The sequence below is a fragment of the Paraburkholderia terricola genome (assembly GCF_003330825.1).
Lineage (GTDB): Bacteria > Pseudomonadota > Gammaproteobacteria > Burkholderiales > Burkholderiaceae > Paraburkholderia > Paraburkholderia terricola.
In genome coordinates this window covers 653,170-667,871 of sequence record NZ_CP024941.1, presented here as the reverse complement: position 1 = coordinate 667,871, position 14,702 = coordinate 653,170, and the positions used below count along the sequence as shown (strand labels likewise).

11 protein-coding genes are annotated in these 14,702 nt (G+C 65.8%); 1 reads left to right on the top strand and 10 read right to left on the bottom strand.

Annotated elements, in window-relative coordinates:
- Positions 1–55 precede the first annotated feature (55 nt).
- Positions 56–1,795 (bottom strand): FAD-dependent oxidoreductase, encoded by a 1,740-nt coding sequence (locus CUJ90_RS02935; protein WP_073428138.1) that lies wholly within the window; start codon positions 1,793–1,795, stop codon positions 56–58.
- A gap of 165 nt (positions 1,796–1,960) precedes the next feature.
- Positions 1,961–2,581, bottom strand: coding sequence for a DapH/DapD/GlmU-related protein (locus tag CUJ90_RS02930; RefSeq protein ID WP_073428139.1), 621 nt, complete (start codon positions 2,579–2,581; stop codon positions 1,961–1,963).
- A gap of 193 nt (positions 2,582–2,774) precedes the next feature.
- Between CUJ90_RS02930 and CUJ90_RS02925 the strand changes: the two genes are divergently transcribed.
- A complete protein-coding gene (locus tag CUJ90_RS02925; protein WP_235004834.1) occupies positions 2,775–3,233 on the top strand; it encodes a hypothetical protein in 459 nt (152 codons plus the stop codon).
- 31 nt (positions 3,234–3,264) lie between these two features.
- Here the strand turns inward: CUJ90_RS02925 and CUJ90_RS02920 are convergent, their stop codons facing one another.
- From CUJ90_RS02920 to CUJ90_RS02885, 8 genes are all read right to left on the bottom strand, one after another.
- A complete protein-coding gene (locus CUJ90_RS02920) occupies positions 3,265–4,599 on the bottom strand; it encodes a glycosyltransferase WbuB (RefSeq protein WP_073428141.1) in 1,335 nt (444 codons plus the stop codon).
- 80 nt (positions 4,600–4,679) lie between these two features.
- Entirely contained in the window at positions 4,680–5,822 is a 1,143-nt protein-coding gene (locus tag CUJ90_RS02915; RefSeq protein ID WP_073428142.1) for a glycosyltransferase family 4 protein, read from the bottom strand.
- Positions 5,823–5,936: 114 nt separating this feature from the next.
- Complete coding sequence (locus CUJ90_RS02910) at positions 5,937–6,893, bottom strand: GDP-L-fucose synthase family protein (protein WP_073428293.1); 957 nt, start codon at positions 6,891–6,893, stop codon at positions 5,937–5,939.
- A gap of 5 nt (positions 6,894–6,898) precedes the next feature.
- The gene (gene gmd, locus CUJ90_RS02905) at positions 6,899–8,017 is read right to left on the bottom strand and encodes a GDP-mannose 4,6-dehydratase (protein WP_083084487.1); all 1,119 of its coding nucleotides are present in this window, start codon (positions 8,015–8,017) and stop codon (positions 6,899–6,901) included.
- 110 nt (positions 8,018–8,127) lie between these two features.
- Complete coding sequence (locus CUJ90_RS02900) at positions 8,128–10,362, bottom strand: polysaccharide biosynthesis tyrosine autokinase (RefSeq protein ID WP_073428144.1); 2,235 nt, start codon at positions 10,360–10,362, stop codon at positions 8,128–8,130.
- A 48-nt stretch (positions 10,363–10,410) separates the two neighbouring features.
- Positions 10,411–11,550, bottom strand: coding sequence for a polysaccharide biosynthesis/export family protein (locus CUJ90_RS02895; RefSeq protein ID WP_083084490.1), 1,140 nt, complete (start codon positions 11,548–11,550; stop codon positions 10,411–10,413).
- 68 nt (positions 11,551–11,618) lie between these two features.
- Positions 11,619–13,004, bottom strand: coding sequence for an undecaprenyl-phosphate glucose phosphotransferase (locus CUJ90_RS02890; RefSeq protein WP_073428145.1), 1,386 nt, complete (start codon positions 13,002–13,004; stop codon positions 11,619–11,621).
- Between the two features lie 63 nt (positions 13,005–13,067).
- A complete protein-coding gene (locus tag CUJ90_RS02885) occupies positions 13,068–14,642 on the bottom strand; it encodes a sugar phosphate nucleotidyltransferase (RefSeq protein ID WP_073428146.1) in 1,575 nt (524 codons plus the stop codon).
- Positions 14,643–14,702: the final 60 nt, after the last annotated feature.

Here is a 14,702-nt window from a genome sequence, read left to right as displayed (position 1 = left end):
CCCGGAAACGTTGATGGCGCGTCAATGACGCGCCATCAACGGCTTCCTTCGCGCCTCACTGCTCCTTCATCAACGGCGTCAACGTGGCGGCCGCGATCGGCAGCGTGTCGACTTCCGGTGCTGCGTGAACCGACGTCAAGCTGCTGTTCGCGGCTTCGGCCCGCGTCGTGCTGATGACGTCCGGCACATCGAGCTGCCGCACCAGATGCCCCGCGAGACGCAGCGCCAGCGCGGCAATTGTGATGGTCGGGAAATTCGCGCCCACGGTCGGAAACACCGAACTGCCGCCCACATACAGATTGCTGATGCCGTGCACCTTGCAATCGCGATCGACCACGCCCTCGCGCGGCGAATCGTGCATGCGCGTCGTGCCCATGTGATGCCAGGTGCCCTCCAGCTTCGCGGGCCACGGCCGGCCTTCGAGCGGCGCATCGAGCTCGACGTCCGCGATGCCGGCCATCTGCAACTCCTGCGCGAGCAGCGCGAAGGTTCTGTCGAAGGTGCGCTGCACCTGTTCGCCGAGACGCCACGCCACTCTCACGCGCGGCATGCCGAAGCGGTCGCGTTGATCGGCCGACAACGTGACCCGGCTATCGGGATCGGGCACCGCCTCGACGATCGCCTGCAGCGTCACGCCGGTGATCAGCGCCGGCCACTGCAAAAGACGCGTCAGGCCGTAACCGACCGTTTGCATCGGGTGCATCGCCATGGTCGCGATGTCCGCCTTCAGGCTGCGGCCCGGCTGATCTTTCTGCAGCAGCGCTTCCTTGCAGCGGATCAGCGCCTCGGAGCCCGCGCTGCCTTCGCCGTACCAGCGCGAATAGAGCCACACGCGCGAATTCAGCAGCTTCTCGCGCTCCATCAGTTCCTGCTTCGGCGCGAACTGCGAGGAGATCTTCGTGCCGTGCGCCGAGACCGCCGCGTTCTGATAGTGATACTTGATGTCGTAGAGCTTGTTGCGCGCGATGCCCGGACGAAAGCGCACCTTGCCCGACATCATTCGCGGATGATCCATGAAATAGCGGCCCACCAGATCGTTGGCGTTGCCGAGGCCCGCGGCCTGCACGTTGTTCGAGGCGAGCAGCAGGCGCGCATTCTCGATGCCGCCCGTCGCCAGCACGAAAATTCTCGCCGACACCGTCATCCTGCGGCCGCTGACGGTGCCCACGCGCACCCGCGAAATCGTCGTGCCCTGAGCGTCGGCGTCGATATTCAGCACGTTCGCGTAGAGAAACACGCGCACCCGCTTCGAGCGCGACAATTCCTCGCGATACGCCTTGCCGAAGCGCACGGGCGGACTGAATTGCGCGACGGTATCGCGCATGTCGCCGGTGGCGAGCGGCATGCGCCGCACGTCATCGCGCCCGATCTCGCGCTCCCAGTACGCCGGGTCGAAATTTTGCGGACCGAGTTTCAGCAGTTCATGCGTGCGCGCGTAATACGGCGCCAGTTCGTCGAGGCGAAACGGCCAGCCGCTATGCGCGATCCAGTCGCGCTTTTCGAAGTCCCACGGGTCGAGCGGACGGCACCATCCGCCCCAGCAGTTGCTGCTGCCGCCGAAGTAGCGGCTGCGCGAACCGTCGGCGAACGCATAGGGAAGCCCGACGCTCTCCCCGCGATACAGGTCGCGGGTTTCGTCGTCGGGTCCGAATCCGCCGCTCTCGAGCATGCAGGTATCCACACCGGCCTTCGACATTTCACGCGCAAGCGTGATGCCGGCCACCCCCGCGCCGATGATGCAGACCGTCGTTTCAATGACTGTGTTTGGTTCGACTGTGCGAGTATCGATGAACATCCACGGCTCCCGATCTTTATGCATGCGTTTCTGGAGTGCGTGACTGGCTCTCGCCGGCCGGCGACTGCAAGTCAATCACGTGTATGTCGTGACCGGGCACGGCTTGTCCGCGATCACGTCCTGGGTCTCCTCAGCGTATCGACGCTGCGGTTTTAAGTCTGTGGTTCAGCTCACGGAATCGAAACGCTTGCGGATGAAGCGGCAAGGATTGCCTCCATAGACGCCTTCCGGTTCCAGCGAACGGTGCACGACCGACAACGGCGTGACCACGGCTGAACGGCCGATCGTCACACCCATTTGCACCACGCATTTCGACGTGATCCAGACGCCGTCCTCGATCACGATCGGCGCGACGCGCAGATCCATCGTCGTGCTCATGTCGTGAGAGCCGGCGCTGAGGAACGTGCCCTGCGAAATGCAGACATTCGATCCGATGCGAATCGGCGCCTGGTTGTAGATCCACACGTCGACGCCGAACCAGCATTGATCGCCCACTTGCAGATTCCACGGCGCCTTCACGCGCAACGGATGCACGAACCGGCAGCCCGTTCCGATCCTCGCGCCGAACAGGCGCAGCAACGCAACGCGCACGAACGAGAAAGGCAGCAGCTTGTTGTTGATCACGCAGGCTTCGACGACAAACCAGACCAGCTCGATCAGAACGCCGCGCTTCGCGCGATAGTTGCCCTTGCCCGCGAGGCTCAGATCGATCACGCGGCCCGGCTCGCGCGCGGCTTCTGCTTGCGGCCTGCGGCCGATGCGCGGATCGTCGGCGACCTTACCCATGAGTTGTCTCCCCGTCGGCAGCGGTGGCGCGCATGTGCATGCTTGCCGCCGGATTGCCTGCATTATGTTGCGGCTCGTTCCCCGGCTCGGCACGCTGGCCGTGCGGGCAAGCGTTTTGGCGGTTGCCCGCCTGCCGCCTGGCGCACGATAGCTGTATCGCGACTGCCTGCTGCTGGGGAATACGATGGACCTTATGCTTCGACGCACTGTTATCTCGATGCTTCTCGCCATTGCAACGTCGGCCATGCCGGTCTTCGCGCAGAACGCCGCGCCCGCCGCCGGACCCGCTCCCGCGGCGGCCGCCGCCGGCTACGGCGGCGCCGCGCAAGCCCCGGCGAACCGGCGCGCGAAGCACCAGGACCGCGAGCAGAAGCTGCTCGGCGCGCCGCGCCAATACAGCCTCGACGACGCGCCGCTCGGCAAGGCCGGCGATGCGCAACAAACCTTGCTCGACGAACGACGCATGACCGTGCTGGGAGGCGGCAAGCCGGCGCCCGGCAAGGGCAAGCCTCGAGCCGGCCAGGTGCCCGTCGCCGCCAGGCCGGGACGTGCGAACGCCGCCGAAGCGCTGCTGCCCGAAGGCGCGGCGAGAAACGCTTACGCCGATCCGTATGCGACGGGCAAGCGTCCCGTCTATCGTTCGCCGTGGTGATATGCCTTTCATGACAGGGCCGCGTGCCGGATCATTCCGGCGCGGCGTCCTCCGCTGTGGCGGGCTTGCCGTGACGCAGCACCGCCGCGCTCGACGGACCCGCTGCGAACGACGGCGCGGCGCGTTTCACACGCCTGCCGCGTGACTTGCGCGAGAGCATCGCGAGCCGCTCCTCGAAGGTGCGTAGGGTCGACTCCGGCGACAGCGCGCGCTCCGCATAACTGCGTGCCGCCTTGCCGAGCGCGGCGCGGCGTGCGGGGTCGCTCGCCAGCGCCATGATCGCGGTGGCCAGCGCCTTCACGTTATCGGGCGGCACGACCACGCCGCGCGGCGCGACCGCTTCATAAAGCGCGGTGCCGCGGCGCGCCATCGCCACCGTCGCGCGGCCGCTCGCCAGCATGCCGGTGAGCTTGGACGGCATCATCAGATCGGCGGCGTCCGCGCGTTGCGGCAGCACGTGAATGTCGGCGAGGTTGAGCAGTTCGTTCAGACGCTCCGCCGGTTGCAGCGGCATGAAGATGCAGTTGGTCAAGCCCGCGCAACGCTCGAACAGACTTTCTTTCGCGGCCCCGCTGCCGCAGAAAACAAACGTGATATCGGTGCGCCGGGCCAGCGACGCGGCGGCGTCGGCGAGCGTTTCGATGCCCTGCTTCGCGCCCATGTTGCCGGAGTACAGCACCACCTTCTGCCCGGCCGGAATGCCCAGCAAGCTCCGGTATTCGCTCGCTCGCGCAAGCGGAAAAACGGCGGACACGTCGACCCAGTTGGGCAGGCACACCACCCGCGAGCGATCCACGCCCTTGGCCGCCGCGCGCGAACTCATCTGCCGCGTGATCGACGACACGGCATCGAAGCGCCGCAGCAACGCGCGTTCGACCCAGCGCGCCACGCGCGCGGCGCGCGAGCTTTTCAGCAGACCCAGTTCGAAGGCCGCGTCGACCTCGTAGTCCTGGATATGCAGCCACGCGCTCGCACCCGTCATGCGCGCAAGCGCCAGCGCGCCCGGCGCGCACATCAAGGTCGGCGCGATCAGCATCACCGCGTCGGGGCGCCACAGCGCCTGCCAGGCGAGCAGCGGCAGCGAACTCGCCGCGAAGGTGGCGAGGTGCAGCATCCGCTTGACGCCGCTCGGGCGCGACGGCACCCACAGCGGCGCGCGCCACAGTTCCACGCCGTCGCGCGTTTCGCGCCGATAGCGCCACCCTGCATAGCCCTCCGCGACGCGCCACTCCGGGTAGTAAGGCGGCGCGCACACCACGCGGACCTCGTGGCCGCGGCTCGTCAGAAGTGCGGCCATTTCCGCCGTGTACTTGCCCGTTCCCGTCAGCTCAGGCGCGTAGTTGAGACCGTAGATGAGGATCTTCATTGTGACTGCCAGAACGTGTTAGGGCTCCGCGGGCGCAATGCTCGCGTCTTGCGGTCATGCGTGCCATCCGTCGCGCAACGTCAATCGCGCAACATCAAGGCGCAGCCGCGGGCGATATTGGCGGCGGCGGAAGGCGGATCGAAACGGCGAATCACATCCATGCAACGATGGGCGGTGCCCGCGGCGTCGGCGAACGCTTCCATCGATTTCAACAGCGTGCGTTGCAAGCCGGCGACGTCGCCCGCCATGAACGCGTAGCCGCTCACGCCGTCGATCACCAGTTCCGGCACGCAGCCGCAACTCTCGCTGACCACCGCCGGGCAGCCGTGCGCGAGCGCCTCGTTGACGACGAGGCCCCACGGCTCGCTGTGGCTCGGCAGCACCATGCAGGTGGCGCGGTAATACTCCTGCGTGAGCGGCTCGTCCTGCAAACTGCCGGCGAAGATCACCGCTTCACCGAGCCCGAGTTCGCCCACCTTCGCGTGCAGCGCGTCGGCCATCGGCCCGGTGCCGACAATGCGCAGTTGCGCCGCCGGAACGCGCCGCCGCAAACCGGCGAACGCCTCGATCAGCGTGCCGATGCCCTTCTCTTCCGAAAGACGGCCGACGTACAGGAACACGGGCGGATTGCCGGCACGCGCGGCGACCCGTTCGACCAGCGCGCGCTCCGGCGAAAACGAACCCGGCAGCGCGGCGGCCTGGCAGGGCACGAAAATCTTGTCGCGTTTCGCGCCGAGCGACAGCAGATACTCGCGGCTGCGCTCGCCGAAACCGAAATAGCCGTCGCAGAGCGAAAAGAACACGCGCTTGGGGATCGACGTGAGCAGCTTCTTGGGCCGGTCGCGCGCGGTCGAATCGCAAAACACCGCGCGCCGCTTGCCGGTGACGATGCACGCCGCCAGCATCGCCCAGTACTCGGGGCGGTGATAGCCGGGCAGCACGATCAAATCGGACTTGGCCCGCAATACTTCCCACGTGAGCCGCGCGATCATCTTCAGCGTCGGCACGTCTTCGTAGCAGCCGTCGAACAGCTTTTGCATCGGATAGCGGTGGTACGAATAGTCGACATCGGAAAAACCCACGCGGTCGTGCTCCGTGTCCGCGATCTGCACCATCGAATAGCGGATCGCCCCGGATGCCGAAATGTTATGCAGGGCGGAAAACACGACACCCTTGTGGCGCGACCACACGACGTTGTGAAAGATCGTGACTGACGCTGTCATTTTTATGCCGCTCCTCGAAAGATCGTCTCTCCGCGCGGTGCGCGCGCCGCGCCCCCACAACGTCGCGAGGCGCGTCCTCAGCCGGAAATTGAGCTCGCTTCGCACGGCGCGCACCTAGGCTTGCAGCGTCGCGGGCAGCGAGCCGGCATGCGCTGCGACGAATTGCCGATACGTGGATGCGAGGCCTTCCGCGAGGCCGATTCGCGCGCGCCAACCCATTTGCGCAAGCCGCGAGACGTCGAGCAGCTTGCGCGGCGTGCCGTCGGGTTTCGAGGCGTCGAACGCGAGTTCGCCCTCGAAGCCGACCACCTTGCAGATGCCTTCGGCCAGCTCGCGAATCGACAGGTCCTCGCCGACGCCGACGTTGAAGAGCCCCTCGGTCACGTTGTGTTCGAGCACGAACAGCGTGGCCGCGGCGAGATCGTCGACGTGGAGGAATTCGCGGCGCGGCGTGCCCGAGCCCCACACCGTCAAACTGGCCGCGCCGTTCAGCCTGGCTTCGTGCGCCTTGCGCAGCAGCGCGGGCAGCACGTGGCTGCTGTTCAGGTCGTAGTTGTCGTTGGGGCCGTACAGGTTGGTCGGCATCAACGCGACGTATTGCGTGTTGTATTCGCGGTTGTACGCCTCGCACAGCTTGAGGCCGGCGATCTTCGCGATCGCATAGGCGTCGTTGGTGGGCTCGAGCGGCGAGGTCAGCAGATACTCCTCGCGAATCGGCTGCGGGCATTGCTTCGGATAGATGCACGACGAGCCGAAGAACACCAGCCGCTCCACGCGGGCGCGATACGCGGCGTGGATCACGTTGGTTTCGATCACGAGGTTTTCGTAGATGAATTCGCCGGGCCGCGACGCATTGGCGAGAATGCCGCCCACGCGCGCCGCCGCGAGCAGCACCACGTCGATCCGCTCCGCCTCGAAGAAGCGGTTCACGGCGGCCTGATCCATCAGATCGAGTTCCGCCCGCGAACGCGTGACGACGTTGGGATAACCCTCGGCGGCGAGCCGCCTGACGAGCGCGGAGCCGACCATGCCGCGGTGCCCCGCGACGAAGATGCGTGCCTGTTTGTTCATCGCGCTCACTCGTGATGTTCCAGCGCCGTGAATCCGGCCAGCGTGACGAGCGCGTCACGTCGTGCAATCTGATAATCGGCGCGCACCATTTCCTTGACGAGCGTGCCGAACGGCGTGATGGGCCGCCAGCCGAGCCTCGCGTGCGCCTTCGACGGGTCGCCCAGCAGCGTCTCCACTTCGGCGGGCCGGAAATAGCGCGGATCGACACGCACGATCACGTCGCCCGGCGACATCTTGACCTCGCGCCCTTCCACCTTTTCGACGATGCCCACCTCATCCACGCCGGTGCCTTCGAACCGCACGGTGACGCCCAGTTCGGCGGCCGCATGCTGCACGAACTGACGCACGCTGTACTGCACGCCGGTCGCGATCACGTAATCCTCGGGCTGCTCCTGTTGCAGCATGCGCCACTGCATCTCCACGTAGTCGCGCGCATGACCCCAGTCGCGCAGCGCCGACAGATTGCCGAGATATAGCGTCTTCTGCATGCCCACCGCGATGCGCGCCACCGCGCGGGTGATCTTGCGCGTCACGAAAGTCTCGCCGCGCACGGGCGATTCGTGATTGAACAGAATGCCGTTGCACGCATAGAGGCCATAGGCTTCGCGGTAATTGACCGTGGTCCAGTACGCGAACAGCTTGGCGACCGCATAGGGGCTGCGCGGATAAAACGGCGTGGTCTCCGATTGCGGCACCTGCTGCACGAGGCCGTACAGCTCCGAGGTGGACGCCTGGTAAAAACGCGTCTTCTGCTGAAGCCCGAGAATGCGGATCGCCTCGAGAATCCGCAAGGCGCCGAGACCGTCGGCGTTGGCCGTGTATTCCGGCTCCTCGAACGACACCGCGACGTGGCTCTGCGCCGCGAGGTTGTAGATCTCGTCGGGCTCGACGCGCTGGATCACGCGCAGCAGGCTGGTCGAGTCGGTCAGATCCGCGTGGTGCAGAAAAAGTCTCTGCTCCGGGTCGTGGGAATCGCGATACAGGTGATCGATCCGGTCGGTATTGAACAGCGATGACCTGCGTTTGATGCCATGCACGTCGTAATCCTTGGCGAGCAGCAGCTCGGCCAGGTAGGAGCCATCCTGTCCCGTGACGCCGGTGATCAGCGCGACCTTGCGTTTCATTGAGTGTTCTCCTCGTTGAGCTTGTTGTAATGCCAATACCCATGCCCCATGCCCCATGCCCATACCGCGACACGGCCGACCCCGACCCCGACCCCCGACCGTGGGCCGCCTCACCCCGCGATGCTGTCGTACCCGTAGTAACCGCCTTGATAGCCCGAGCCGAGGAACGCGCCTTCCTGCGGCACGTCGGTGAGCAGCACGCCCCTGAGCGCCACGCCGCCGTTGCGCAGCCGCTTGGCGGTTTCGGTGATCTCGTTCAGCGGATGGCGGCCGTGGCGCACCACCAGCAGCGTCGTGCCGGCGTACTTGCCGATCAGCGTCGAGTCGGTCACCGCCAGCACCGGCGGCGTATCGACGATCACAAGGTCGTAATGCGGCTTCAGTTCGTCGAGCAGGGTCTGGAAGCGCTTGCTCATCAGCAGTTCCGACGGATGCGAGGGCAGCGTGCCCTTGGCGAGCACGTCGAGGCCGGGCAGCACGTTGCGCTGGATCATCGCGGCCAGATCGCCGCCGCTCAGCACGTCGGACAAACCCGGCTGATGGCCGATGCCGAAATGCGAATGCACGTCGCCGCGCCGCATGTCGCCGTCGATGATCAGCACGCGCTTGTTCGCCGACGCCACCAGCGCCGCGAGATTCACCGAGAGGAACGACTTGCCGGTATCGGGCCGCGAGCCGGTGATCATCACGACGTTGTTCTCGGCATGATCGAGCGACAGTTGCAGCGAGGTGCGCAGATTGCGCACGCCTTCCACGGCGATGTCCTCCGGCGCCTGTTGCGCGAGCACGTGAAGCCCGCGACGGCGCAGCATGACGTTTTCCTGCAAGCGCAACTGCGTCTGACTGCGCGGCACCACCGCGAACACCGGCACGCCGAGCACGGCTTCCAGTTCGTCGGGACGCTCCACGCCGCCGTACATCGCGCGCCTGAAGAAGGTCAGCAGGATGCCGAGCACGAGGCCGCCGCCGAGCGCGATCAGGATCGCCAGCACGCGCTTCGGACGCACGGGCTCGTCGGGCGCTTCGGCGAAGTCCACCACGCGCACGCTGCCCACCTGGCCGGCCTTCGCCACGCGCAGTTGCTGCGCGCTGTTGAGCAGGTTGGTGTACAGCTCCGTGTCGACGTGCACGTCGCGCAACAGGCGCAACGCGGTCTGTTCGGTATCCGGCATCACGGCGACGCTGCGGTTCATGGCGGCCTGCGCGCCCTGCAAGGCCGCGATCTGCGCGTCGAGCGCGGCCACCGACGGGTGGTTCGCCGTGAAGCGCTGCGACATCTCCGCGCGTTGCTGCTGCAGATCGAGCAGCTTGGTCTTGTTGTCGACGATCTGCTGCAGCAGCAGCCGGCTTTCCTCGCCGAGGTCGACCGTGCCGTGCGTGTTGCGGAACTTGTTGTAGCGTTGCTCCGCCTCGTCGAGTTCCTTGCGCAGCCCCGGCAGTTGCTGATCGAGAAACGCGAGCATGTGCTCCGCTTCGGTCGAACGGCTCGCGACATCCTGGCGCACGAATTCGCGCGCCATGCTGTTGACGATCGCCGCCGTCAACGCGCTGTCGCCGCCTTCGAGACTCGCGCGAATCACGCCGGACTGCAGCGTGGTTTCGGCCACCACCAGCGCTTTTTGCAGGCGGTCCACCGTGCTCAGCGTCGAGGCGCGCTGCAATTCGAAACGCGCGCCGGGCGCGCCGACCAGCGAATCGACGCGCAGCGCGATCGGACCGTCGGCGGTATCGGTTTCCACGGTCTCGCCGACCCGGCCGGACAGAATCGCGATGCCGTTCCGGTCGCGCAGCACGTATGCGCCTTCGTTGCCCGCGATCAGCGTGAAGGTGGTGTCGTACATCTCCTTCGACGTGTCGAAGCGCGATACCGCGATGCGCTCGTCGCCCCACGCATAGCCCGACAGATTGATGAACGACGGCAGCCTGAAACCCCATTGCCCGTTCACCAGCCCCGCGATCCTGCCGCCGACCAGCGGCAGATAGCGCGGCGTGGCCGTAATGTCGAGATGCAGCTTCTTGACGGTTTCCTCGGTGACGAGACGCGACTTCAGCAACTCGATCTCGGCCGCCGTGGAAGGCTTGGTGTCGAACATGCCGGTGAGCGGCGGCAGCGAATCCTTGCCGTTGCCGTTGTTGTTGCCGGTCTTGTCCTCGACGTGGAACAGCACGTCGGCGCGATACGTCGGCGGCGCGAGGAACGCGTACGCGCACCCCAGCGCGAGCGCGATGAGCGTCACCGTGACGATCGTGCGCCAGCCTCGCACGATCGTGCGCAGATAGTCGGACAGGTGAAGCTCATCCTGCCCGGACACATCCGTATAGCGGTTTTCGAAGTTGATTGCCATAGTGTTCACCCAACAAAGCCCGGCGGTTCAAGGTCCAGATTCGTATCGTTATTTGGCGACGATGACCCCGGTCACCGCGGCATTGATCGCCGGCAGCAACAGGTTCAGCACGCGGTTGAAGCGAACGAGGCCGCCGTTGTCGACGTAGACCACGTCTTTCGGCTGAAGCTCGAACTGGTTCGCGAGCACCATCGACACCGGCGACCTCGCGTCGAGGTGGTAGACCTGCGGCTGGTCGCTCGTCGAATTGCGGATCACGAAGAGCTGCTTGGTCTCGGCCGTATTCGAATTGAAACTGCCGCTGTCCGACAGCGCCTGCGACAAGGACAGCGTGCCGTTGCGCATCGGCGTGATGGTGGCCGGCTTGTTGACCTCGCCCATCACGAACACGGCGCTGTCCTCGCGCGAGGCCACCCGCACCAGGTCGCCCGGTTGCAGGTAGATGTCCGACGGATTGCGGCCGCGCTTGATCAGATCGTCGATGTTCAGCGGATACGTCACGCCCTTGCGGATCAGTTCCACGCGGCTGCGGTCCGCATTGGCGCTGAAGCCGCCGCCCAGGTTGATCGCGCTCGTGAGCGACATCGGAATGTCGTTGATCGACTGCGCGCCCGGCAGACGCACTTCACCGTCGACGTACACCTGCGCGGCCCGGAACGACGCGACCCGCACCGTCACTTCGGGCTTCTGGTACACGACGCTCAGCTTCCTGTGCAGCTCTTTCTGAATCGTGCCGACGTCCTTGCCCGCCACGTGCACCGTGCCTGCGTACGGAAACTGCACGTCGCCGTTTTCATCGATCAGAAAACCCGGCGCGGCATCCGACGTCTTCGCGTTCGCCGGCGGCTGACCGAGCGCGGCGGCGAGTTCGGGGTGATCCCATACGACGATCTGCAACACGTCGCCGGGGCCGACCTTGTACGAGGGCGGCTTGCCGAACAGCCCGGCCGTCTCCGGCGCCACCCCGGCCGCCTGGCGCGCCGCGTTCATCTTGCGCAGCAGCGCGAGGTTGATGTCGGTGATCGGAATCTGCACCTGCTGCGAGGCCTCGGTGCTGTATTCACCGCCCGTGTCCTGTAGGGCGGCAGGCGTGACCAGGTGCTGGCCCGGCGCCAGCGAACAGGCCGAAAGCAGTGTCGCCACTGCGCAAACCAGAAGACTTCCCGTGCGTATGACAAGCGAGCTCATGATGTTTCCTCCTTGCGCCACGGCGGCTGTCCTCGATGGAGGCAGCGTCAGGCGTGCTTGTTGACTGCTTAGTAAGCGTTTCGATGCACTAGTCCGGCAATGATCGTCGCGCCGATGATCCGCATATCGAGCGCGAACGACCAATGCCCCAGGTAATACAGGTCATGCTCCACGCGCCGCTCCATTTTTTCGATGCGGTCGGTTTCGCCACGAAAGCCGTTTATCTGCGCCCAGCCCGTGATGCCCGGCTTGATCCGGTAGCGATTGATATAGCCCGCGACCACCTTCTGATAGAGGTCGTCGTGCTCGAGCGCATGGGGACGCGGTCCGACGACCGACATATCGCCACGCAACACGTTGAAGAATTGCGGCAGTTCGTCGAGGCTCGTGCGGCGCAGGAAAGCGCCCACCTTCGTGACGCGCGGATCGTCGCGCGTGGCCTGTTTGAGCGTGCCTTTCTGCTCGGTATGCACACGCATCGAGCGGAACTTGTAGATCGTGAAGACGCGGCCGTCCGCGCCCTTGCGCTTCTGCCTGAAGAAAACCGGGCCGCGCGACGAGAGCTTCACGGCGATCGCGATCGCGAGCAGGATCGGCGCAAGACAGATCAACACGGCCGCGGCGAACAAGCGGTCGAAGATTTCCTTCTTCAGCATCGAACTCGCCGAGAGCGGCGACGCGACCAGGTTGATCGCCGGCACGCCGAGCAGATCGATCACGCCGCTGCCTTCGAAAAGCGCGAGACTGCGCACGTCCGGCATGAAACGGATGTTCACCAGGTCGTCGCGGAACTCGCCGACGAGCGAGCAGATCAGCGGCTCCTCGGTGAGCGAGAGCATCAGCCAGAGCTCGTGCACGTCGTTGCTTCGGATGTAGTCGGCAAGCGCGTCGACGGTGCCGAAAACGGGCACGCGCGAACTGGTCACGGGCGCGGTGTCGGGGCGCGTGTTGTAGACGGCGGCGGCGCGAAAGCCGGTGGTCGGCGCGGATTCGATGCGGCGGATGATGGCGTCGCATTGCGAGCCGCTGCCGACGATCGCGACCTGGTGCAGGTTCATGCCGTGTTGACGCGCGCGCGCCAGGACGGCATGCGTGATGAGCCGCCATGAGATCAGCAGGCCGCCGGTCACCGCCGTCCAGTACGAGAACCACAAGCGCGACACGAAGTCGATGCGATGCAGCGAATACATCAGCACGAGCGCGCACGCCTGCACCATCAGCCACGCGAGCGAGACCTGGCCCGCGAGAGCGAGCTTGGAGCGGCCGCGCCATGATTCGTAGACGCCGAACGCCGGAAAGATGGCCAGCGCGAAGGCGGCGGAAAACATCACCAGCGCCCAATAGAATCCGGATTGAGCGAGATAGTCGAAGCGGATCTGCGACGCCACCGCCGCACCCGCGAGCACCAGCGCGACATCGAAAACTCGCGCCAGCAAATCCTGGAACCTGCGCATTTTGCTTCCCTCGTTCTTGCCGTTCTTGCCGTTCTTGTCCGCGAAGCCGTGCCGGCGAGCCGCCTACGAGCAGCGGCCGTAGTTGTCGTTGAACCTCACGATGTCGTCTTCGCCGAGATAGACGCCTGACTGGATTTCAATGATTTCGAGCGGCACTTTTCCGGGGTTCTCGAGCCGGTGCCGCGTGCCGATCGGAATGTAGGTCGATTCGTTTTCGCTCAGCAGGAACTGCTCGTCGCCGCGCGTGACGAGCGCGGTGCCGCGCACGACCACCCAGTGTTCGGCCCGGTGGTGATGCAGTTGCAGCGAGAGTTGCGCGCCCGGCGTCACGACGATGCGCTTGACCTGGAAGCGCTCGCCGTGGTCGATCGAATCGTAGAAGCCCCAGGGGCGGCGCACCTTGCGATGCGCGTCGGCCTCGGGCGCGTGCTGCGCCTTGATGCGCGACACGAGCCCCTTCACGTCCTGCACGCGCGAGCGGTCGACCACCAGCACCGCGTCGGCGGTTTCGACCACCACCACATTGGTCGTGCCCACACAGGCGACGAGCCGCCCTTCCGAATAGGCATAGCTCGACACGGCGCCTTCGAAGGTCACGCGGCCGCGCCCGGCGTTGCCGCTCGCGTCCTTGTCCATCGCGGCCCACACGGCGTCCCACGAACCCAGATCCGACCAGCCCGCTTCCAGCCGGATGACGACACCCGGCGGATTGACGACGAACGCGCTTGCGTCGGCGCGTTGCGTGGCTTCGGCCTCGGCTTCGGCCTCGTCCGTTTCGGTGAGGCGCTCCATCACCGCATAGTCGATCGAATCCGCGGGCGCGCTGAGAAACGCGTCCACCAGCGGACGGAAGTACGCGCCCTCGCTACGGCCGCCGCTGAAGGCAAGCTCGCACGCCGCATGCATCTCCGGCTGCAGACGCTTGAGCGTGTCGAGCCACACGCTCGCGCGCACGATGAAGATGCCGCTGTTCCACCAATACGTGCCCGCCGCGACGTACTGCGCCGCGATTTCCTCGGCGGGCTTTTCGACGAAACCGCCGATCGCATGCGCGCCGTCGGACAGTTCCGCGCCGATGCGGATATAGCCGAAGCCCGTGTCGGGACGCGTGGGCGGCACGCCGAGCGTCACGATCGCGCCGCGTTCCGCGTAGCGCGCGGCGCTGTCGAACGCGGCTTGCAACGCGTGCAGGTCCGCGATCGAATGGTCCGCGGGCATCACGATCAGAATCGCGTCGCTGCCGTCCGCGCAGGCGAGCGAGGCCGCGAGCGTCAACGCCGGCGCCGTATCGCGGCGCGCCGGTTCGACGATCAGACGAGCCTCGACGCCGTTTTCATGAAGCTGCTCCGCGATCACGAAGCGATGTTCCTCGCCGCACACGACGATCGGCGCCGCATCCACGTTCCAGCCGGCGGGAAAGCCGTCCATGCGCCGCGCGGTGGCCTGCAACAGTGAGTCGCAGCCGACCACGTCGATCAGTTGCTTCGGATAGTTTTCCCGCGATACCGGCCATAGCCGCGTGCCCGAGCCCCCGGCGAGGATCACCGGAACGATGCGCGCGCAACGCGCGCGGCTCGTTGCGGCATCCGCATCGCCGGGTTGGGTGCAAGCACCGCTCACAGCTCGCTCAATCGACATATCCGCATTCCTTGTCTTTCCAGAAGTCCACGAAAACATTGACTGGCGGCGCGCATTCGC